This is a genomic window from Mucilaginibacter sp. R-33, assembly GCF_049949235.1.
Taxonomy (GTDB): Bacteria; Bacteroidota; Bacteroidia; order Sphingobacteriales; family Sphingobacteriaceae; genus Mucilaginibacter.
In genome coordinates, this window is the sequence record NZ_CP188089.1 from 4,152,681 (window position 1) to 4,174,816 (window position 22,136).

General features: G+C 44.0%; 17 protein-coding genes. 6 read left to right on the forward strand and 11 right to left on the reverse strand.

Annotated elements, in window-relative coordinates; genetic code table 11:
• The first annotated feature begins 101 nt into the window (after positions 1 to 101).
• Both ACP26M_RS17080 and ACP26M_RS17085 read left to right on the forward strand, forming a co-directional pair.
• Positions 102 to 497, forward strand: a complete 396-nt coding sequence (locus ACP26M_RS17080; RefSeq protein ID WP_091172158.1) for a hypothetical protein — start codon at positions 102 to 104, stop codon at positions 495 to 497.
• 131 nt (positions 498 to 628) lie between these two features.
• Positions 629 to 1,141, forward strand: coding sequence for a phosphoribosyltransferase family protein (locus ACP26M_RS17085; RefSeq protein ID WP_091172302.1), 513 nt, complete (start codon positions 629 to 631; stop codon positions 1,139 to 1,141).
• 134 nt (positions 1,142 to 1,275) lie between these two features.
• On the opposite strand, the gene ACP26M_RS17090 is transcribed toward ACP26M_RS17085, so the two are convergent.
• The 4 genes from ACP26M_RS17090 to ACP26M_RS17105 are packed head-to-tail and all read right to left on the reverse strand — an operon-like array spanning position 1,276 to position 4,510.
• Entirely contained in the window at positions 1,276 to 1,776 is a 501-nt protein-coding gene (locus ACP26M_RS17090) for a shikimate kinase (RefSeq protein WP_426581723.1), read from the reverse strand.
• Between the two features lie 10 nt (positions 1,777 to 1,786).
• Positions 1,787 to 2,845: an ABC transporter permease gene (locus tag ACP26M_RS17095; protein ID WP_426581725.1), complete on the reverse strand. Its 1,059-nt coding sequence runs from the start codon at positions 2,843 to 2,845 to the stop codon at positions 1,787 to 1,789.
• Between the two features lie 4 nt (positions 2,846 to 2,849).
• Positions 2,850 to 4,013, reverse strand: a complete 1,164-nt coding sequence (locus tag ACP26M_RS17100) for a BT_3928 family protein (RefSeq protein WP_426581727.1) — start codon at positions 4,011 to 4,013, stop codon at positions 2,850 to 2,852.
• A gap of 5 nt (positions 4,014 to 4,018) precedes the next feature.
• Positions 4,019 to 4,510, reverse strand: a complete 492-nt coding sequence (locus tag ACP26M_RS17105; protein WP_090534301.1) for a DUF1599 domain-containing protein — start codon at positions 4,508 to 4,510, stop codon at positions 4,019 to 4,021.
• A 177-nt stretch (positions 4,511 to 4,687) separates the two neighbouring features.
• Here ACP26M_RS17105 and folP point away from each other — a divergent pair, with 177 nt between their 5' ends.
• On the forward strand, positions 4,688 to 5,542 hold the full coding sequence (folP, locus tag ACP26M_RS17110) for a dihydropteroate synthase (protein WP_426581730.1): 855 nt from the start codon (positions 4,688 to 4,690) through the stop codon (positions 5,540 to 5,542).
• A gap of 158 nt (positions 5,543 to 5,700) precedes the next feature.
• Here the strand turns inward: folP and ACP26M_RS17115 are convergent, their stop codons facing one another.
• The 4 genes from ACP26M_RS17115 to recJ form a co-directional block, all read right to left on the reverse strand.
• Positions 5,701 to 6,228, reverse strand: a complete 528-nt coding sequence (locus ACP26M_RS17115; RefSeq protein ID WP_426581732.1) for an REP-associated tyrosine transposase — start codon at positions 6,226 to 6,228, stop codon at positions 5,701 to 5,703.
• A 205-nt stretch (positions 6,229 to 6,433) separates the two neighbouring features.
• The gene (locus tag ACP26M_RS17120) at positions 6,434 to 7,975 is read right to left on the reverse strand and encodes a GH3 auxin-responsive promoter family protein (protein ID WP_426581734.1); all 1,542 of its coding nucleotides are present in this window, start codon (positions 7,973 to 7,975) and stop codon (positions 6,434 to 6,436) included.
• 7 nt (positions 7,976 to 7,982) lie between these two features.
• The gene (gene lptB / locus ACP26M_RS17125) at positions 7,983 to 8,723 is read right to left on the reverse strand and encodes an LPS export ABC transporter ATP-binding protein (RefSeq protein WP_091172299.1); all 741 of its coding nucleotides are present in this window, start codon (positions 8,721 to 8,723) and stop codon (positions 7,983 to 7,985) included.
• A gap of 156 nt (positions 8,724 to 8,879) precedes the next feature.
• The gene (gene recJ / locus ACP26M_RS17130) at positions 8,880 to 10,583 is read right to left on the reverse strand and encodes a single-stranded-DNA-specific exonuclease RecJ (RefSeq protein ID WP_426581737.1); all 1,704 of its coding nucleotides are present in this window, start codon (positions 10,581 to 10,583) and stop codon (positions 8,880 to 8,882) included.
• An 83-nt stretch (positions 10,584 to 10,666) separates the two neighbouring features.
• Between recJ and ACP26M_RS17135 the strand changes: the two genes are divergently transcribed.
• Positions 10,667 to 11,440, forward strand: a complete 774-nt coding sequence (locus ACP26M_RS17135) for an MBL fold metallo-hydrolase (RefSeq protein ID WP_426581739.1) — start codon at positions 10,667 to 10,669, stop codon at positions 11,438 to 11,440.
• On the opposite strand, the gene ACP26M_RS17140 is transcribed toward ACP26M_RS17135, so the two are convergent.
• The 3 genes from ACP26M_RS17140 to gcvP form a co-directional block, all read right to left on the reverse strand.
• Positions 11,437 to 11,856, reverse strand: coding sequence for a response regulator (locus tag ACP26M_RS17140; protein WP_426581741.1), 420 nt, complete (start codon positions 11,854 to 11,856; stop codon positions 11,437 to 11,439). The genes ACP26M_RS17135 and ACP26M_RS17140 overlap by 4 nt on opposite strands.
• A gap of 176 nt (positions 11,857 to 12,032) precedes the next feature.
• Complete coding sequence (locus ACP26M_RS17145) at positions 12,033 to 12,407, reverse strand: antibiotic biosynthesis monooxygenase family protein (protein ID WP_426581743.1); 375 nt, start codon at positions 12,405 to 12,407, stop codon at positions 12,033 to 12,035.
• 60 nt (positions 12,408 to 12,467) lie between these two features.
• On the reverse strand, positions 12,468 to 15,359 hold the full coding sequence (gcvP, locus tag ACP26M_RS17150) for an aminomethyl-transferring glycine dehydrogenase (protein ID WP_426581745.1): 2,892 nt from the start codon (positions 15,357 to 15,359) through the stop codon (positions 12,468 to 12,470).
• Between the two features lie 127 nt (positions 15,360 to 15,486).
• Here gcvP and ACP26M_RS17155 point away from each other — a divergent pair, with 127 nt between their 5' ends.
• Complete coding sequence (locus ACP26M_RS17155; protein WP_426581747.1) at positions 15,487 to 18,453, forward strand: gliding motility-associated C-terminal domain-containing protein; 2,967 nt, start codon at positions 15,487 to 15,489, stop codon at positions 18,451 to 18,453.
• 116 nt (positions 18,454 to 18,569) lie between these two features.
• Positions 18,570 to 22,064 (forward strand): gliding motility-associated C-terminal domain-containing protein, encoded by a 3,495-nt coding sequence (locus ACP26M_RS17160; protein ID WP_426581749.1) that lies wholly within the window; start codon positions 18,570 to 18,572, stop codon positions 22,062 to 22,064.
• The last annotated feature ends 72 nt before the right edge of the window (positions 22,065 to 22,136 follow it).

A 22,136-nucleotide genomic window follows, 5' to 3' on the forward strand; every position in this document is an offset into this window, starting at 1 on the left:
CATAGTTATCGGCTTGCTGATAATAGAATCTTAATCAAAAAAACCGGTGTAATCCCCTAAAAAAATCAACGAAATCAGCGTAATCAAAAAAATCAACGGTCATGAACCCTGAAGAACTGCTTAACGAAGGAAATGAACGCAACAAACCGGCGGCCGATAGTCCGCTGATAAGTTTGGAGCGCGACCTAAAATATTTTAACGAATCAATTAAAGAGGTATCGGAAGAGATCATGAACGAGGGTCTTTCTTCTTACCCCATTTTTATAGCTCACCAGCACGAACTTAGTTTAGGCGAATTAATCCTTGATCGTCATGATTTAAACTCGGAATGGAGCATTCATGCTTCTACATTGGAAGAATTTGTAGAACGAGACGTTATAAAGCCTGTACTGAAAGAACGCTTTATTAACAGCTACAAAGATCCGTACCAATTTATGTGCGTATTTGTAGTGGTTCCCGAAGGCGCAAACTTTGTGTTTTTCCCTTACGCTAAGTAAGTTTTATTTATATAAATTTGAGACGTGCGGCCCCTTCTCCCGAAGACGCAATATGGAATGGACTATTTTAGTTGAATCCTGCTTCCGCATAAAAGCTCCTTTAAAAAGAGCAATAAATAATGCTGATAAAAATGCCTGAAAAAAAGCTTCTCATACTAAATAAGCAACAGATCCAGCAAAAGCTCGACAGGATGGCCTACCAGATACTGGAGGATAATTTTGACGAGAATGAAATACTGATAGCCGGTATTCTGCCACGCGGTAACCACATTGCCGAACGCCTGAAAACCATACTTGACGGTATTGCGCCTTTCAAAAGTCGTATCATCACCATCGAGCTCGAAAAACAAAGCAGCAGCCTGAGCGCCAATATTGATTTTGAGGTTGAGGAATGCAGCAATAAAGTGGTGATACTGGTTGATGACGTACTAAACAGCGGTAAAACCCTTGCTTATGGCTTTGGTGTGTTTTTAGATGTTCCGCTCAAGAAACTTCGTACCGCGGTATTGGTTGACCGTAATCATAAAAGCTTCCCCATCACAACAGACTTTGCTGGTGTAGCCCTTTCAACCGTTATCAAAGAGCATGTTGATGTAGTGCTTGATGAAGAAGATGGCGAAGAGGATGCGGTTTATTTGAGGTAAGATAATTAATTTTGTTATTTACACCCGTCATTGCGAGGAACGAAGCAATCCCCTATTAGCAGGTCCGCCCTGTATAGTTAGCGATTGCTTCGTTCCTCGCAATGACGGAAATATAATTCTCTCCTTCCTGATTATTATACCCCCAACGCCTCTTCCAGCTTCTCAACCGACATATCAATCCCTTCAACAATATTTGTTGCCTGCAGATAAAAGCCTTCGCGTTCGGCCAGTTTGCCGGTTATAAATCCAATCAGTTCATCGCCTTTTTTCCCTTGCAATACCGGACGAATGGTTTTGCTGCTCTCCAACCTGTCGGCCAGGGTTTTGGGAGATAGTTTTATGTAGAGGGTTTTACCGTTGGCATTCATCCAATCCATGTTATCAAAAAAACAAGGCAATCCTCCACCGGTTGATACCACCGTATTTTCGGCATATTCAGTTTCTTTCAATACCTGCGATTCCAGTTTACGGAATGCATCTTCGCCAAATGAGGAAAAATATTCGGCTATGCTCATGCCTGCTTTGGCTTCGAGCACATGGTCAAGATCAATAAATTCATAGCCCCATTTAGCGGCCAGTTTGCGGCTCCAGGTTGTTTTGCCACACCCCATAAAGCCTACAATAAAATATTTCATAAAAATTTCTTCAGCTTAATTTTACCCGCGGATCAATCCAAACATAAATAACATCCACCAGGATACTGATCACTACAAATATAAACGCGATAAACAATATAGAGCCCATCACCACCGGAAAATCCGACATTTCCAAAGCATCAACAGTAGCTTTGCCTAATCCGTTATAACCAAAAATGTATTCCACAAAAAACGAACCTGCCAAAAGCGACGCAAACCAGTTGGCAATGGCGGTAATTACCGGGTTCATGGCATTTTTAAGTGCATGACGGTAAATAATCGTCCGGTTATTTAATCCTTTCGCTTTGGCAGTTCGGATGTAATCCTGCCCCAAAACATCAAGCATCGCATTGCGGGTAAGCTGCACAATAATAGCCAATGGACGCAAACCCAAAGTAATTACCGGCAGTACCAGATTTTTCAGCGTAATCACCTCCCCTTTAAACGGGTCATAGCTATACAAACTGCCCGACATATTTAAATGCGTGTAATTACTCAGCACAAAACCAAAGATCCAGGCAATGATAATCCCGGCAAAAAAAGAAGGGGCAGAAATGCCCAGTGTTGAAAAACTAATAGCCAGTTTATCAATCCAGGTATCTTTATTAACCGCGCTTGCCACGCCCAAAAAAACACCGATAATAATGGCGAAGATCATGGCCACAACTGCAAGCACCAACGTATTCGGGATCACTTCCATCAGCAATGAGGCTACATCCTTACGGGTTTGGTACGAACGTCTCAGGTAAGGCCATTTCAGTGCAAGTACTTTACTCTTGCTCACCGGGAATAGTTTTACATAGCCGTAGCGCTGTTGCTCGTCAGCCGTATTAAGATGGATACCTAATGGGGAAAGATCGTTCAGATAATAGGCGAATTGCACCGGGACTGGTTTATCCAGCCCAAACTCTTTGCGTACGGCCTGAAGCGATTGTACGTCGGCACGCTGCCCCTGGGTCATGCGGGCAGGGTCGACAGGTAAAATATTGAACAGGAAAAAAACAACAAACACTACCCCCAGCATTACTGCCAGCCCGTACATTAATTTGCGGAGCAGGTAGGGGATCATTTGGTTATTTCTGTAAGTATTCCTTTACTATGTCTTCGTATTTAGGCACCGAATGATAATGCCACTTATTAATAACGGTGCCATTCTTAATTAACAAAACGCCCGGATTGGACCTCACCATTGATTTCAGCGGAACACCGTCTGCATAAAAGATCTCGCTGATCAGTTTATGCTCTTTGGCAAACGCTTTGGCATCGGCTGCGGAATTTGAGGTGAGCAGTACGGTACGGATATTATAATTATCAGTCAAATTAATGGCCAATGCGTTGAGGCGACTGATCGCATCTTTATCTGTTTCGCTCAAATCATAGGCTACAATGAACAGGCTATAAAAAGGGCTCGAAAGTAATTCTTTGGTATAGTCATTCCGCTGTTCATCCTGAATAGCCAGGTCACGAATTTTAGGCTCATATCCCTTTTTTACCAGGCGGTTTTCCGGGTCACCAACAACCTCCCAACTGGCGTCCTTCCAGATATCGCTTTTAAGGTATTCCTTATCGTTCATCACCTTGGTAGCACCTGTCTTTTTGTTTTTGAGGTGATAGGTAAGTTCAAACTCGTCAAGAGGTGCACCGGGCGGGATCTTCATTTCATCGGGTAGGTTAGCACCTATTTTGTATGGCAAAAAATCAATGACCGGCGAAAAGTTGTAGGTGTATACGCCGAAGCCAACCGAAACTACGGCAGCACAGATCAGCCACTTATCGCCAACCTTCGCGCTAAATAATGGCTTAATTTCTTTGCGTTTTACAAACAATACCAGCACCAAAGCAAGCAAAACCATGTCCTTACTGAAGGACTGCCAGGGCGTTAAAGGGATAGCATCGCCAAAGCAGCCGCAGGTTTGCACCACTTTAAAAAAAGCCGAATAAAATGTAAGGAAGCCAAAAAAGATGATCAGCAATAACAATCCCCAGGCAACCTTAACAGCGCGGGCACCAATGAGCAAAGCGAAACCCAGCAACATTTCAAGCGCGCATAATACAATAGCCATCGTAAGCGCAAGCCCATTGAGGAAAGTCATATGAAAAACCTCAAAATACTCAACCAGCTTATACGAAAAGCCCAGCGGATCATTGGCTTTGATCGCTCCCGAAAATATAAACAACAAGCCCACCAATAAGCGTGGGATCCATATTACAGCGCTATTTGATGATGTATTTTTCATAAGCTTTATTTGCCGAGATGTATATTAAGCTTGATGAGCGCGAAAACGGCATAGTTCAGCATATCCTGGTAGTTGGCTTTTACACCTTCTGAAGCTTCTGTAAGGCCTTGATTATCTTCTATTTGTTTTACGCGGAGCAGTTTCATCAGTATCAGATCTGTCAATGAACTGATGCGCATATCGCGCCATGCTTCGCCGTAATCATGATTTTTGGCAAACATCAGTTCTTTGGTTTCATTCACCTTCTCGTCAAACATCTGGCTCACATGATCAGGGTTAAGCTCGGTCGACATTTCGGGGCCGCATTCCAGCTGCATCATGGCAATCACACAATAGTTAACAATGCCAATGTATTCGCCGGTGATATCATCGCCCACTTTTGAAATTTTCTTCTCTTCCAAAGTGCGGATGCGCTGGGCCTTGATAAAAATCTGATCGGTAATGGATTGCGGACGGAGGATGCGCCATGCGGTGCCGTAGTCGCGGGTCTTTTTCATGAAAAGGCCTTTACATATATTAATTACGCCTTCGTATTCTGCTGCTGTATTAGTCAAAAGATGATGTGTTTTGTTTGTTGTAACGTTGTAAAGCTTAAATGTTGGAAGGTTTTGAAGCCTGCGCCTGTAAAGTTAGTTAACTTTGCCGTATTATAACTTTGCAACACTTAACTAACCGTGACTAAAAATACATTTTTCCGTAAAAAAGTTACACTTAATGCCGGGGGCCGATTGATTGATCTTTCATCGCCAAAAGTGATGGGCATTATCAATATCACACCCGATTCGTTTTTTGCCGACAGCCGCAAACCCGGTGTTGATGAAGCCTTAAAACAAGCAGAAAAAATGCTCGCTGATGGTGCAACATTTTTGGACATTGGCGCGTATTCATCGCGCCCCGGAGCGGTTGATATTTCAGCACAGGAAGAAACAGACAGGTTATTGCCTGTTGTTGAAGCTATTGCTGCCCAATTTCCGGAAGCTATTATATCGACGGATACTTTCCGCGCCGGTGTTGCCGAAGCGGCTATAAGGGGCGGCGCACATATTATCAATGATATATCAGGAGGCATGCTTGATGGTGACATGTTTGCTATTGTTGCCCGCCTGCAGGTGCCATATATTTTGATGCATATGAAAGGCACCCCGCAAACCATGAACCAACTGGCAGAGTATGATGATGTATTTGGTGAGGTGTTTGATTATTTTATCTCGAAATACAGCGAATTAAAACGCCTTGGCGTACATGACGTGATCCTCGACCCGGGCTTCGGCTTTGCCAAAAAAGCTGAGCATAGCTATGAATTGATGAGCCGGATGAATGAATTTAATATGTTGGGTTTACCGGTGCTTACTGGCATCTCCCGTAAAAGGATGATCTACGGTTTATTGGGGAATACGGCGGAAGAGGCGTTGAATGGTACTACAGCTTTAAATACTATTGCATTGACGAAAGGTACCAATATTTTGAGGGTACATGATGTGAAAGAGGCCGTGGAGGCGGTGAAGATTTGGGAGGCTTACCAGATTTGAGCTTCGGCGGCCGGGAGGCCGCTTGATAGTTTGGCACTCGGCAGGAGCCGAGCGCCGGCGCTTTTTGTTTATTCCCCTACATACACCACGCTGACGCTCGGCTCCAGCCGAGTGTCGACTATTTTGCGGCCTCCCGGCCGCCGTAACCAAAACAAAGGTCACTCATCAACTTTAAAAACCGAATCCGGATTAGCGCTACTATACACATACGCGATCGGATCATTAACGATCATCGCTTCAACCGGGTTATTATGGATATAATCTGCCTTCTGATCAAATACTTTGGCAGTTATTAGTTCAGTCGGATGAGTTGTTCTTTGCCAAAACTGGTACTCGCTATTTTGTTGCGTAGTATTTGCAAAATACCGGAACATATAAAGCAGCCATTCTTTTCTGCTTTCTGTTTGACTATCAATTATCATCGCTATAATCCGCTTAGCGGTATAACTTTTCAAGTCTCTGATAATTTGAGGCAGCTTTGCTTCCTCAGATTCAACAATCAGATGAATATGGCTACTCATTATACAATAAGCATACACCTTTAAACCCTTGTTTTTTCTGCAAAATTCCAGGTTATTTAAAAAATCTTCGCAATATTCAGACCGGGTGAAAACATCTATCCAGCCAACTACCGTGAGGGTTACAAAAAACGGGCGATCTGTATTGGCTTTTCTAAATTCCGACATTCTTTGGCTTAGGCTTCGATTTTGCTACGGCGGCCGGGAGGCCGCTTGATAGTCGACACTCGGCTGGAGCCGAGCGTCAGCGTGTTTGTTTATTTATTTATTTTATTTCTATTTTCCCGCCACCGCTCGGCTCAAGCCGAGTGGTAAATATCCCCAGGCCTCCGGCCTGCTACTCACTATAACAACTTTATATTTTTCTTGCTTCTTAATTCTTAAAGTCCTGATTCTGAAAAGCCCCTTCCATCATTTTCAAAATAGCATCAACATATTCCCTGTCATTAGCCAGGCGTGGTACCTTATGCTGACCGCCTAATTTTCCCTTTTCCCTCATCCAGTTAAAGAAAGTACCATCAGGCGCGCGACGAACTATCGGGCGGCGAAGGGCAAGGTCTTTAAAACGTTTGGCGTCATAGTCGGAGTTGATGCGGCGCAGGGTTTCATCCAACAGGTCAACAAAACGCTCAAACTCGGCCGGTTTCTTTTCAAATTCAATAATCCACTCATGGGCACCGCATTCATTGCCGTTAAAATATACGGGAGCTGCGGTGTATTCCCTGATAATGGCGCCTGTTTGCGAGCAGGCCTCGTCCAATGCACGTTCGGCATTGTCAATGATCACTTCTTCGCCAAAGGCATTAATAAAATGTTTTGTACGACCGGTGATCTGGATCCTGAATGGCGAAAGGGATGAAAACTTAATGGTATCCCCTATCATGTAGCGCCACAGGCCGGCATTGGTTGATATGATGAGCGCGTAGTTTTTGTTCAGTTCCACCTCATCAAGGGTAAGCGTTTCAGGGTTTTCATCGTGAAGGTTTTCGATCGGTAAAAACTCGTAAAAAACACCGTAATCAAGCATCAGCAGCATATCGCCGGGCTCTTTGGTATCTTGTATGCCAAAGAAGCCTTCGGAAGCGTTATAATTTTCGAGGTAATACATATCCTCGTGAGGGATCAGCTTTTTAAACTGCTCGCGGTAAGGTGTAAAATTCACCGCGCCATGGAAATACATTTCCAGGTTGGGCCAAATTTCAAGCAGGTTATTTTTGCCGGTGATCTCCAGGATACGTTTAAACAGCACCAGGTTCCAGGTGGGTACCCCGCTGATACTGGTAACATTAACATCCTTGGTAGCATGGGCTATCTTTTCAATCTTTTCCTCAAAATTTTCGAGCAAAGCGATATCCAGGTGCGGTGTACGGTGAAACTCAGCCCACATGGGCAGGTTTTTCATAATCACTGCCGAAAGATCTCCAAAGGAAGTATCCGGACTTAATTGACTGATCTGGTGGCTGCCCCCGAGCGTCAGGATTTTCCCCGTAAACATACGGGCGTTAGGCTGATTATTGAAATAAATGGTAAGCAGGTCCTTACCACCTTTAAAGTGGCATTCTTCCAACGCTTCTTCACTTACCGGGATAAATTTGCTCCTGTCACTGGTAGTGCCTGATGATTTGGCAAACCAGCGGATCTCTGAAGGCCACAGCACATTTTTTTCGCCTTTAAGCATCCGCTCAATGTAAGGCTTTAATGTATCGTAATTTTGTATGGGGACGCGCTCCTTAAACTGGCCCAGATTTTCGATACTTTTATAATGGTGTTTTTTGCCCCACTCCGTGTTTTCAGCAACCGATACAAGTTGCTCAAACCATTCTTCCTGCACTTCATTAGGGTACTTCATAAAAAGCTCTATCTGGTGGATACGCTTTTTCATGAACCAGGTAAATACGGAGTTAAAGAGGGTCATAGGGTTATTATTGAGGAAAAACCTTTCTTTTAAGCACAAAGTTTGCCCCAAGATACACTTTCCTCACCATTTCATTCTCAGCCAATACCTCGGGTACGCCTGATTCTAATATTTTACCTTCAAAAAGCAGGTATGCGCGGTCGGTGATCGATAGCGTTTCCTGCACGTTGTGGTCGGTTATTAATATACCGATGTTGCGGGTACGCAGTTTGGCCACCATCGCCTGGATCTCCTCTACCGCAATTGGGTCAACCCCGGCAAAGGGCTCATCAAGCAAAATAAAGTTAGGCTCAGCAGCAAGCGCACGGGCAATTTCTGTACGACGGCGTTCGCCGCCCGATAGCAGATCGCCCCGGTTTTTACGCACTTTGTGCAAGCTAAACTCATCGATCAACTCTTCCAGCTTATCTTTTTGCTTTTCTTTAGACATATCGCCCATTTCCAGCACGGCTTTGATGTTATCCTCAACCGAAAGTTTTCTAAACACAGAAGCTTCCTGTGCCAGGTAGCCTATCCCTTTTTGGGCACGGCGATACATCGGATCTTGCGTTATATCCTGATTATCCAGGTGAATGGTGCCTTCGTTAGGTTTTATCAAACCTACTATCATATAAAACGAGGTTGTTTTACCTGCACCATTAGGCCCAAGCAAACCAACAATTTCGCCCTGCGCCACATCAAACGATACGTCGTTTACAACCGTACGCTGCTTGTATTTCTTAACTAAATTATCTGCTCTTAGTATCATTTTTTGTCTGAACCATGATTTATGGGATTCATGGATTACCCTGATATTATCTTCATGCCGTCATTGCGAGGTACGAAGCAATCCCCGATTAGCAAAGCCGCCCTGTATAGTTTGGGATTGCTTCGTACCTCGCAATGACGCTTTTTTTAACAACCTCTAATCTCCAAACCTTATCCCCTTCACATTCAACTGTATCGTTCTTCTTTCGCGCCAAACATTTTCTTCTATCGAATAACACATTTCAAACGGGACACCCGGCCTTAATTGTTCCAGGTACTGGCCGTGGTTAAAGGCTATGCAATCAAATGCTGCCGATCCTTCCTGCATTACGCTCATTTTAATGTGCGATCCGCCAACCAAACCGGCGTTACCACTAACATACACATTTTTACTTATGAAAACCGGCGCCATATTTTCGGGGCCGAAGGGAGCAAATTGATTTAGGATCCTGAAAAATTTCGGTTCTATCTGGCTTAAACGTAATTCGGCGTCAATTTGTATTTGCTGTATCAATTGTTCCGGTTTTATGGTAGAGCTCACTACCTCCTCAAATCTTTCAATAAAAGCTTCGAGGTTTTCCGGAGCCATAGTAAGGCCTGCAGCATATTTATGCCCCCCAAACTGGATCAGTAGGTCTTTGCAGCCACAAAGCGCTTCATACAGATCATATCCTAAAACAGAACGTGCCGACCCGGCTACATGCCCGTTTGAGCGGGTAAGCACAATGGTAGGGCGGTAATATTTTTCGGTTAGTCGCGAGGCTACAATACCTATTACCCCTTTATGCCAGTCCTCGTTAAATAACACAGTCGATTTACGGGCAATCAATACCTCATTACTTTCTATCATGCCAAGCGCTTCGTCGGTAATGTTAAGATCGTGCCCTTTTCGCTCGGTGTTACGCACATTGATCATGGCGCTTTTTTCTTTGGCAACGTCTTTATCTGTTGCTATCAGTAATTCAACGGCATGTTTGGCGTCATCTATCCTGCCCGCCGCATTAATGCGCGGACCAAGCAAAAACACTACATCCGATATGTTGTAAGGCCCGGTACGGCCAGCTATTTCCATTAACGCTTTAACACCGATGCACGGATCGGTATTTATTTTTTGCAGGCCGAAGTGTGCCAGCACCCGGTTTTCGCCAGTGATGTGCACAATATCGCATGAAATACTGATCACCACCAGGTCGAGATAGCAGTTTACTTCTTCAACCGGGATATCATTCTTTTCGGCATAGGCCTGGATCAGCTTGAAGCCAATGCCGCAGCCGGATAATTCTTTATATGGATATTCACAATCTTCGCGTTTAGGGTCAAGCACTGCCACCGCATTCGGGATAGATGTGCCCGGTAAGTGGTGATCGCAGATAATAAAATCGATGCCTTTTTCATTGGCATAGTCAATTTTATCAACTGATTTAATGCCGCAGTCGAGCGCTATGATTAACGTAATACCATGCTCGGCAGCGTAGTCAATCCCCTGGGTAGAGACCCCATAACCTTCTTTGTAGCGGTCGGGGATATAATATTCAATATTGGCATACAGCTTTTTGAAAAAACTGTAGGTTAGCGCAACAGCCGTAGTGCCATCCACATCATAATCACCGTAGATCATGATCTTTTCGCCTGCTGCCATGGCCTGTTCTATACGGAAGATGGCCTTTTCCATATCCTTCATCAGGAATGGGTCATGCAGGTGCCGGTGATCGGGCCTGAAAAAATAGCGGGCATCTTCAAAGGTGGTGATACCACGCTGCACAAGCATAGCGCTTAATACGGTATCGATATTGAGTTCGGCGGCTAATTTTATTACATCATCATGGTTTGTATTATCCTTTAGCGCCCAACGTTTATTCATATCTTTGCAGCTTGAAACAGTAAATATACTTATGCTCTGTTAAAGAGCCAAAGTTACATTCAAAATCTGATACTACGTTTACTATGGAATTTTTTGCTTTAGGTGAGGGCTCATATTCGGTTGATGCAACCAAGAAATTTATCCCGTTCAACCCGGAAACTGACAACCCCAAAGATCGCCCGGCTTCGTTGTTCATTCACGTTAACCCTTTCCTCATCAAAACAAAAACCGATTTAATAGTATTAGACACCGGTCTTGGTTTTAAAGATACGCGCGACGAGCTCATGCTGCACCAAAACATCCGTAATGCGGGTTTCGATCCGGATGATATAACCCTGGTAATGATGTCTCACCTGCATTATGACCACTCAGGCGGTTTGGTAGTTGAACGGAATGGTAAATTAGTACCCAGCTTTCCGCAGGCTGAGCACGTGATCAATAAACAGGAATGGGAGTTTGGGATCAGCGGCAAAGGCTCATCGTACCATGTTGAAATATTTGAAGCGTTACAGGCCGGAGGAGCTAAGATAACTTTCGTTGAAGGCAGCGGCGAGTTTAAACCGGGCATCAGGTATGAACATTCGGGTGGTCATTGCCCTGCGCATCAGGTATTTTGGTTTGATATAGAAGGCGAGAAAGTATTTTTTGGTGGCGATGAGCTTCCCGAACCAGAGCAGCTGCTGAGGAAATTCATAGCTAAGTACGATATGGATGGCCGCAAGGCTATGATGCTGCGGGAAGAATATGGTAAAAAAGCTGCCGCCGAAGGATGGAAATGCCTGTTTTACCATGCTAAATCATTCACTATCGGAACCGTTGAAACAGAAGGAGACCATTTTAAGGTTAAACCGGTTTAATTTTCGGCAGTTACCTCAAAAAGCTCTTTTATTTTTTCAACGTTGAGCGGCTTGGAGATAAAATCTTTCACCAACGGATATGAACGCGCTTTGTTAATATCGTTGCTGAAAACAGATGATGAAATAATATAGATCTTGCTTTTGCCCAGGGGATCAAGGTTGAGGCGCTTATACTCATCCAAAAATTCCCAGCCATTCATAATGGGCATATTAATATCAAGCAAAATATAATCGGGTAGTTTATTAGGGTCTTTACGCTGAATATCAGAAAGTTGCTCAATCGCATATTTTCCATTCAGGCAGGCCATAATTTCTGTATTAAGTAAAGCTTTCTTTATCAGTTTTATGGAGATAAAGTTATTTATCTCATCGTCATCAACCAGTAATACACTTATGGCTTTATTGTTAATATTCATATCTATAATTTAAGCGCGTTGTTTTATACGAGACCGCGATTCAAAAAGTTATATTCCTTATAGTTGTAAATTATAAAAAACAATACATTTAAACGGCTCCGCACCGTGAATATTTTATTTGATCTGGCCAATTAATAAGGTTCAAAAAAATACGAGACAGGAATTAGCCATTGAATTTAAAAGGCGTAGTCATGCTCCACCCGGCAAATGCGTACTTTATAATTCAGGTACCATTTATCGCGCCCCTGCTGCTGGGCAAACAGGTGCCGGGCATTAGCTTTCCAATTCTTAATAGCTTCTACCGACTGCCAATAAGACACCGTTATTCCAACATTGTTACGCGCCGATTCAACGCCCAGAAAACCTTCCTGCCGCCGGGCCAGTTCAACCATTTCAACAGCCATATCGCCATAGCCTTCCTCTACACCGGTACGTAGGGATGTGAATATTACCGCATAATAAGGGGGCTGTGGTGTTTGGGCGATAAGCCCCTCTAAATCTCCCCTAAAGGGGGAGACTTTTGTATTGCCTTCGGGATTAGCTGAACTCATAATATATATTTCTGCGAAAAATAAAAACCCTCCTTGTTTAGGGGAGGGTTGATTTAAAATCTATTCAATCACGCTTTCTTCAAACTCATACTCTTCCAGCGGAGGACATGAGCAGATCAGCGTTCTGTCGCCATAAGTGTCATTAACCCTGCCTACCGAAGGCCAGAATTTGTTGGCAGCAACGTAAGGCAGCGGGAATGCCGCTTTTTGACGGGTATAAGGATGCTCCCACTCGTTACCGGTAATTACAGCTACGGTATGAGGTGCATTTTTCAAAGGGTTATTTCCCTTGTCAGACAGGCCATCAACCACATCGGCAATTTCATGGCGGATAGAGATCATGGCATCGCAAAAACGGTCGAGCTCATGCTTAGGCTCTGATTCAGTCGGCTCAACCATTACCGTACCCGCAACCGGGAATGATACGGTTGGTGCATGGAAACCATAATCCATTAAACGTTTAGCAATATCCGTAACCTCGATACCTGCCGATTTAAATGAGCGGCAATCCAATATCATTTCATGCGCGCAACGGCCATTAGCACCAGCATATAGTACAGGGTAATGCTCCTGTAACCTGGCTTTAATGTAGTTGGCATTCAGGATAGCATAACGGGTAGCGTTAGTCAAGCCTTCGGCACCCATCATGGCAATGTAAGCATGTGATATGATGAGGATAGATGCAGAACCCCATGGTGCTGCAGATACAGCATGAATTGATTTACCCCTGTCGATATCAACCACAGCATGGCCTGGCAGATAAGGCACCAAATGTTTTGCAACACCGATCGGGCCCATGCCGGGGCCACCGCCACCGTGAGGGATACAGAATGTTTTATGCAGGTTGAGGTGACAAACGTCGGCACCGATATTGGCCGGACTGGTTAAACCTACCTGGGCATTCATGTTAGCACCGTCCATATAAACCTGGCCGCCGTTTTCATGAATGATCTCACAAATTTCGATAATGCTTTCTTCAAACACACCATGCGTTGATGGATAAGTAACCATCAGGCATGAAAGCTCGTTTTTGTATTGCTCAGCTTTGGCGCGCATGTCGGCAACATCAATGTTTCCGTTATCATCGCACTTAACCACCACTATCTTCATGCCGGCCATAGCTGCCGATGCAGGGTTGGTACCGTGTGCCGATGAAGGGATCAGAGCAATATTACGGTGGCTGTCGCCCCTGTCATTGTGATAAGCGCGGATTACCATTAAACCCGCGTACTCGCCTTGCGCACCGGCGTTTGGCTGCAGGCTCATGGCTGCGAAACCGGTGATTTCGCTTAGCCAATTGTTGATCTCATCAAACAACTGCATATAACCGCCAACCTGGTCGGTTGGGGCAAATGGATGAATTTTACTAAACTCGGCCCAGGTAACAGGTACCATTTCGGTAGTAGCGTTCAGTTTCATGGTGCAAGAGCCTAAAGCTATCATAGAGTGGCAAAGCGAAAGATCTTTCGCTTCCAGTGATTTGATATAACGCAGCATTTCATGTTCAGACCGGTGGGTATTGAACAGGCTGTGCGTTAAATATGCAGAGGTGCGCTGAAGTTCTGTAGGAATAACCGTTTCAAGGCTTGCATTAACGCCATCAAAATCAACATCGTTAAATGTTTTACCTTTAACTTTGGCAAAGAACCTTACTATCGTTTTGATATCCTCAACCGAAGTGGTTTCATCAATTGCTATAGTTACTATTGAACCTTCGTAGTTAAGGTTCATTTCGTTATTTAATGCTTCCGAATGGATAGGACCAACAAGGTTGCCCACATCAAACTTAACAGTATCAAAGTAAGCTTCGTTCAATTGCTCATAGCCAAGCTGCCCTAAGGTTTTAGCTGTTAATACGGCTAAACCGTGGATCCTTTCGGCAATCGCTTTGATACCATCCGGACCATGATATACGGCGTACATTCCAGCCATAATAGCTAATAGTGCCTGTGCTGTGCAGATATTTGATGTAGCTTTATCGCGACGAATATGCTGCTCGCGGGTTTGCAGGGCCATGCGCAGGGCATAATTATTGGCGCTGTCGATAGTAACACCGATGATGCGGCCCGGGATAGAACGTTTATACTCTTCTTTAGTAGCGAAGAAAGCGGCATGAGGGCCGCCAAAACCCATCGGTACACCAAAACGTTGTGATGAACCAACTATGATATCGGCGCCCCATTCGCCCGGAGGGGTTAATAGTGCAAGGCTCATGATATCGGCAACAACGGTAAGCTTAATACCTTTTTCATGTCCTTTTGCAGCAAAATCGGCGTAGTTATAAACCGCGCCATTACCTGCAGGATATTGTACAATAGCGCCAAACATATCGTCGGTTAAGTCAACGGTACGGTGGTCGCCTATTCTCAGCTCAATGCCATAAGGCTCTGAACGGGTTTTTAAGATATCAATAGTTTGCGGGAACACTTCTTCGGAAACGAAGAAAACGTTGGCACTGTTGTTTTTACGCAGGCTGTATTGCATAAACATAGCCTCGGCAGCGGCAGTACCTTCATCAAGCAACGAAGCATTGGCAATTTCCATACCGGTAAGGTCAATAACCATGGTTTGGAAATTTAGCAAAGCCTGCAGGCGGCCTTGTGCAATTTCGGCCTGGTACGGGGTATACTGCGTGTACCATCCGGGGTTTTCAAGAATATTGCGCTGAATAACGCCCGGTACAATTACATCATAGTAACCTTTGCCGATGAATGACTTGAAAACTTTGTTTTTTGAAGCCGTTTGCTTTAAGGTGTTCAGGTAATCGAACTCGCTTTTTGCCGCGGGCAGGTTAAGCGGTTTGGCAAGCCTGATCTTTTGCGGTATGGTTTGCCCTATTAATTCATCAAGCGTACTTACACCGATGGTTTTTAACATTTTGGCCGTGTCGGCCGAGCTTGGAGCAATGTGCCTCGACTGAAACTGCTCCTGATAGGTTGTATTCAACTTCATGAATTAATCGTCCCTCTTAAATTTACCGCAAAGGTACGATTTTGCAACATGAGTAACAATTAGCTAATATGATATTGACAATGCATTTACAGGAAAAAAATGTAATTTGGCTCTTGAATACCTAAACATGACGGGCAGGCGAGTTTTACTCTTTATCACTATTTTTCTTTTCATCAGTTTTAAAAGCTTTTCGGCTGTTTTTACGGTAACCAGCAATGCCGATTCGGGGCCGGGTACCTTGCGCGAAGCATTAACCTTAGCCGCGGCCAATGGCAGTGCGGAAAAAGATTACATTTATTTTAATTTACCGGATTTGAGCGAGGCGGGAAGGACGATAACATTGTTTACACAATTACCGGATGTTTCATCAAATTTAGTAATTGACGGAACTACGCAGCCGGGTGTCAAGTTTGGAATGAGCGATGCCAAAGTAGGCTTATTTTATCGTACCGCGGTTGAACAGTACCTGCAAGGTTTAAAAATCTCGCAGCAGCATGATATTACCATATTGGGTTTATATCTCAACAATTTAACTGATGTATCAGGTGCTTCTATGTTTTATGACTGGTCTGCTTTTTTTATAGAAAACAGCAATAATATTACTATTGGAGAGGCAGGCAAGGGTAACGTTGCCAACAATTTTTTTAATCCATTGCGAACCTATGCGCTTCAAGACAACACCGAACATATTGAAAATTTAGTCATTAAAAGCAATTTTTTTGGTATCGCGCCAGACGGTGTGACTTTAGCGCCGCTCAAAATAAATCTTGTAGGAATTAGCAATGTTTTAGGAGCTGTAACGATAGGTGGTAGCCAAGCTGAGCGCAATATATTTGCCACGGGATTAGCATTTGGAGAGGGCAATGGAGGAGTTATTAATCCTGCTGCTATTATCAATATCAAATTTAATAATATCGGAGTTGATTATTCAAGTCAAGTCTCAACCCATTCGGCATTCGGTTTAATGTTATCAAGCAGCGATAACAATGATAATTATACATATAATGTAGAGGACAATATATTATCAAGCAAAACATATCCGCCTCTTGATATAACCAGTCCGGGAAAACGAGTGGTAATTTTAAGAAACTATATCGGTATCGATAGAACAAAGTCTCACCCTTTGGAAGTGGGTCCTTTAGGGGGTATATCCATTTTTCAGGATCATGGCATAATGCTTATTGGTAGCAATAATCCGGCAGATGCAAATGTTATTGCCTATTGTAAGCCTCTCAGAATCACGACCAGCGGCCAGGTTTCATTCAACAAAAACAGTTTTTTTTGCACACATGACATTTATCCTGTTTACTTCGAAAGTGATTATCAACCCTTAACCGTAGCCAACATAACGCACTTAACAGCCAGCAATATCACTGGAACAGCCACGCCTAATTCGGTGGTTGAGCTTTTTTATACCGATGACTGCAATACCTGCTCCCCAAAAACTTATTTCGCTTCAGCAAACACAGACAATAACGGCAATTGGGCTTATAACGGCTTAGTTAAAGGGAGCGTTATCGCATCAGCTACATTTAACGGATCCACCTCCGAGTTCACTAAACCATACCTTTTTCTAAATGTAGATGACAGCGAGGTTATTAAAAACCCAGCGAATTGCGGTCAGTCTGATGGTTCTATAAAAAATATAAAACTTTACGACCTGGCTAATACCAACAATACATATAGCTATAGTTGGACAAATGAAAGCGGCATTGAGGTAGGACACGACCTTGATTTAACCGGCGTACCAAGCGGCACCTATACGCTCGAGGTTAAGGGAAGTGGATGCGGCTCAGCATTTTCAAAACCGATTCAGCTTCAATCACTCACTATCAACCTTGACCTTTCTAATTTAAAAACAACCAATCCGGGCTGTAATGGATCTACTGGTTCAATTACCGGCATAACCGCATCAAACGGAACACATTATCAGTGGATAAATAAAATCAACAACCAAATTGCAAGTAATTCAAGCGATCTTAGGGATGTTGGACCAGGTACTTATCAGCTGACTGCAAGCAATGATTTCGGATGCAGCGAAAAAAGCATAGAGTATACCATAAACACCACTCAACCCACCACCTACCCTGTTTATCCCTTCTCCATTACTAACAGTTGTTCCGGCCAAAATAGTGGTTCCATCACCCTTACAACTGATCCCCTGGTTAAAACCATGCGCTGGATTGATGGCAACGGCCAACCCGCGGGCACAGATGTAAATCCGCACGGCCTTAAACCCGGCACTTATAAAGTTTACTTTACCGATGCAAACGGCTGTGAAACGCTTTATCCGCATGATTTTACCGTTAACGAAATTGATCCCCTGCAAATAGTGGCAAACTCAGAAACCCGTACCGACGATCAATGCGGATTAAATACGGGAAGTATAAAAAACATTCAGGTTAAAGGCGGCACACAGCCCTACACCTATTTATGGCTTAATGTAGCCGGTGAGCATTTGTTTACATCGCAAGATCTTACAGACGTCGGTGCCGGGGATTACACGCTGCAGGTTCAGGACGCCAGCGGTTGCGGCGTTATGGCAAGTCGCATTTATACTGTTTTAAATGAAAACAGCAGCATAGATGCGCCGATAATTGCCCCCTTGCAATTATGCGCTCCGGGCGAAGCTTTGCTATCCGTCAGTTCTCCATCTGCCGGGAATACCTATCGTCTTTATGATTCGCAAACAAGCACTCAGTACCAGGATGAACAAACCAATGGCATCTTCAAAATCAAAGCAAACCCCAATAGCACTTATTATATAAGCCGGGTTAGCGGCCAGTGCGAAAGCGAACGAACCCAGGCGCAAATAACCATCAGCTTATCTGCTATTGATATCCCAAACGCGTTCACACCTAATGGCGACGGTAAAAATGACTACTGGAAAATAAACAATGCTCAAAACTATCCGCAGGCAATAGTCCAAGTATTTACCAGGTACGGGCAAAAAGTATTTGAATCAAAAGGTTATAGCGTACCATTTGACGGAACTTATAATGGCACCAGACTTCCTTCGGGAGTGTACTATTATATTTTAAATCTCGGTAAAAGCTGCAATTTGCTCTCAGGCAGTTTGTCAATCATCAGGTAACTATACAGCATTTCACCATTTTGATGTTGTTTATTGTATAACCACCACCTGATCAATATAATATTCACAGTGTACTTACAGCAAAAAAGTGTATTTTGCAGCTGATTACCTAAATCATGTTTATCAAAAAATTATCACTCTTAGTACTACTCATATCGATCTTGTGTTGCAATGTGGCCCTCGGTGCTACATTTATAGTAACCAGCAATATAGATGCCGGTCCCGGAACACTTCGCGAAGCCTTAACAAATGCAGCAGCTAACGGTACCGCAACACAGGACATCATCCAGTTTAAATTACCGGGAACACTCGTATCTGATAGAACCATCAGGCTAAGAAGCCAGTTGCCTGCCATTACATCTAACGTTGTTATTGATGGCACAAGTCAAGCTGGCATAGCTTTTGGCGTATCTGATGCACGGGTTATCATTGAGCCTGAAACAACGCCTGTAAATTTCAGCGGTCTTTTTATTAACGGCGATCCAAACTCGGGAGGGGCGGTAGCAAAAAGCATTGAGATCTACGGCCTGTATATCCGCAACTTTGCCAAGATCACCAATTTCTCCAATCCCGATTTTAACCAGGGTTCGGGTATTTATATTTTAGGTGATGCCTCAAATATCATAATAGGCGCGCCGGGCAAAGGCAACGTTATATGCGGAAACCTTAATGGTATTGTTAATTATTCAAACTACTATAACGTTAACGGCCTTGCCGATGCAAGCATTCAAAGCAATATAATCGGTTTACTTGACGACGGCTATACAGCCGCCAGCAATTTTGACGGATTGAACCTTTTCATCAGCAAAACTGTTAACATAGGTGGTGCAAATGCCAATATGGGCAACATCATATCGGCCAACGCTGTAAACATCGGTATCGGCAACACGTCCAATTTTACTGTGGTGCCAGGGACTATCAATATTCAAAATAACAAAATAGGCACTGATTATACCGGCAAAAAGGATTTTAAAAACATCCCGATATTTCAGCAGAACGCGTTTATGAAGGCTTATGGCATCAGTATCAATGCTACTAATACTACGGCGAATATCAGCGCCAATATTATTTCGGGGCAACGTTTTGCAGGGATCGCTATTGAGCAGGCTACATTTAATATTACAGGTAATAAGATAGGCACTGATATAACCGGCACGGCCGATCTGGGAAACGGCGAAGGCATCAGGGTTGGCGAAAGTTCGTCGGGCACCATTGGAGGGCCGAATGCAGCAAATAAAAACTACATTGGTTATAATCAGTATGGCATTGAATCCCTTAACAGCAGGCATACACTCATAACCCGGAACAGCATTTTTTGTAATAAAGATTATGGCATAAGCGTCATGAGTAATTATTACACCGTTCCTTTTGTGCAGGTGCTCAATTTTGGCAGTACAGCGGTATCGGGAGTAGCTACACCAAACTCGGCTATCGAACTTTTCTTCTCAGACGATTGCGGAACTATATGTCAGGGCAAAACCTATATTACCACCGTTCAGTCGGATGCGAGCGGCAAATGGACATATTCAGGCAGTATCGCCAAAGCAGTAATAGCCACTGCTACCGATGGCAGTAACAACACTTCTCCGTTTTCATCGTTGGTAATACGTGATGATGATATAGTTGTTAAACATTATACCTGTACCCCCGGCAGCATCACTATAAAGCAAGACAGAAGCGGGTTATTATTTCACTGGGATAAAAAGGAGCAGAACGGCAGCCTTACAGCAATAAAAGATGGTCAGAATGTTTCGGGCCTTTTACCCGGCACCTATCAGCTCACGGTTCAATACCCGGGTGGCTGCCAGAAGGTAACACAACTTTTTGAAATAAAAGATCTTCGGATCAAGATCCAAAACGTAATTGTCCCTGTTCCGGAATGCCGCCAAAAACTGTTCCCTTTTAACGTAAACTTTACCGGTGGTGCAGGCAATCTCACTTTTACATGGAAGGACAAGAACGGCAACGTAGTGGCCAATACCCAGGCCCCCTACCTACCCGAAGGCTCTTTTACTGTAACTATTCAGGACGAGGCCGGCTGTTCGGCAACATCAACCCTTACGCCACCTATAAAAGCCAAACCGGGCCCCGATTATGACTTATCTACAATGGCTGTGACCCCTGCCCGTTGCGGTATAGCCGACGGCAGCATAAAAAACATTACACCCATCCCCTCAGGGATAGGTACACTTACCTACAAATGGCTGGATGCCGCGGGCAAAACCGTTAGGACTTCAAAAGATCTGGTAGGAGTTAAAGGCGGTACCTATACCCTCGTACTCACAGATCAAAGCGAGTGCAGTCCTTATTCTACCCCGCCGATAACCATTACAGAAACATACTCGGTAATCTTTTATGGCGGGGCTGTAACCCCCGCGAAATGTGGGGAAAATAACGGGGCAATAACGGGGGTTTATGTTCAAAATGCAGACAAATATCAGTGGTATGATCCAAATGGCAATCCCATCACTACTAACCAGACTAACCTTGATATTTTTGATCTCGCCGATGGTACATACCGGCTAAATGCGTTAAATACTCATACGCAATGCAGCAACGACGCCTATTTTACGGTTAACCGTTTGGCACCCGTGGTATTTACCATTAAAAACCTTATTAACACACCTACTACCTGCGGGCTCAACAATGGCAGCCTGCATATTGATTTTGAGGGAAGTATAAAGCCAAGTTCTTATCAATGGGTTGATGCAGCCGGTACAACAGTAAGTTACGGTACCGATGTTCCAAACGCCGCTCCCGGTTCATATACGCTTCATGTAACCGATAAAAACGGATGTGCTTCTGTGCTCGGCACCTGGGTAATACAGGCAACCCCTTTGCTACAATTTTCGGCAAATAATGCCCCGGTAGCCAAAACAGATGAGTGCGACCAGCTATTGGGCAGTATTACAGGCATTGATGTTTCCGGCGGTGTACCTCCATATAAATTTATCTGGACCGACGCGACGGGCAATACCGTGGGGAACGATAAAGATTTAATAAATGTGGGCAAAGGCACTTATTCATTGACAGTTACTGATAACACTACCTGTGCAATTCCGTTACCATTCAGCAAGGAGGTTGGCAACCAAAAATTTATCCCAGACGCACCGGTATTAAACGACCAACGGATCTGCCTGCCCGGAAAAGTGGGCCTGTCTGTTTTAAACAAAACTACAGGCATGTATAATTTATATGTCGATGCTGCGTCAACAACGCCGCTTCAAACCAGTAATACCGGCAATTTTGAAGTATTAATAACCGAAACCAGTGATTATTATATCTCATACAGCATAGGGTCATGCGAAAGCCCGCGCACCAAAACACATATCGAAGTTGTATTGGTCGACGTAAAATTCTCCAATACCATAACCCCCAACGGCGATGGTGTAAATGATTACTGGAAGATAGAAGGCCTTGAAAAATTCCCCGGCACCTTAGTTCAGATCTTTAACCGTTACGGAAAAAGGATATTCGAATCAAAAGAATACGCCACGCCATTTTCCGGGCAGTTTAATGGCTGGCTGCTGCCTTCGGGGGTGTATTATTATATCATTAACCTCAATACTCCTTGTAAGCTGCTATCGGGCAACCTTACCTTGATCAGGTAAATTTAACAACATCATGAATAACCTGCCGCTCCCCTTTGCGGCGGGTATATTACATACAATATATCAACAAAA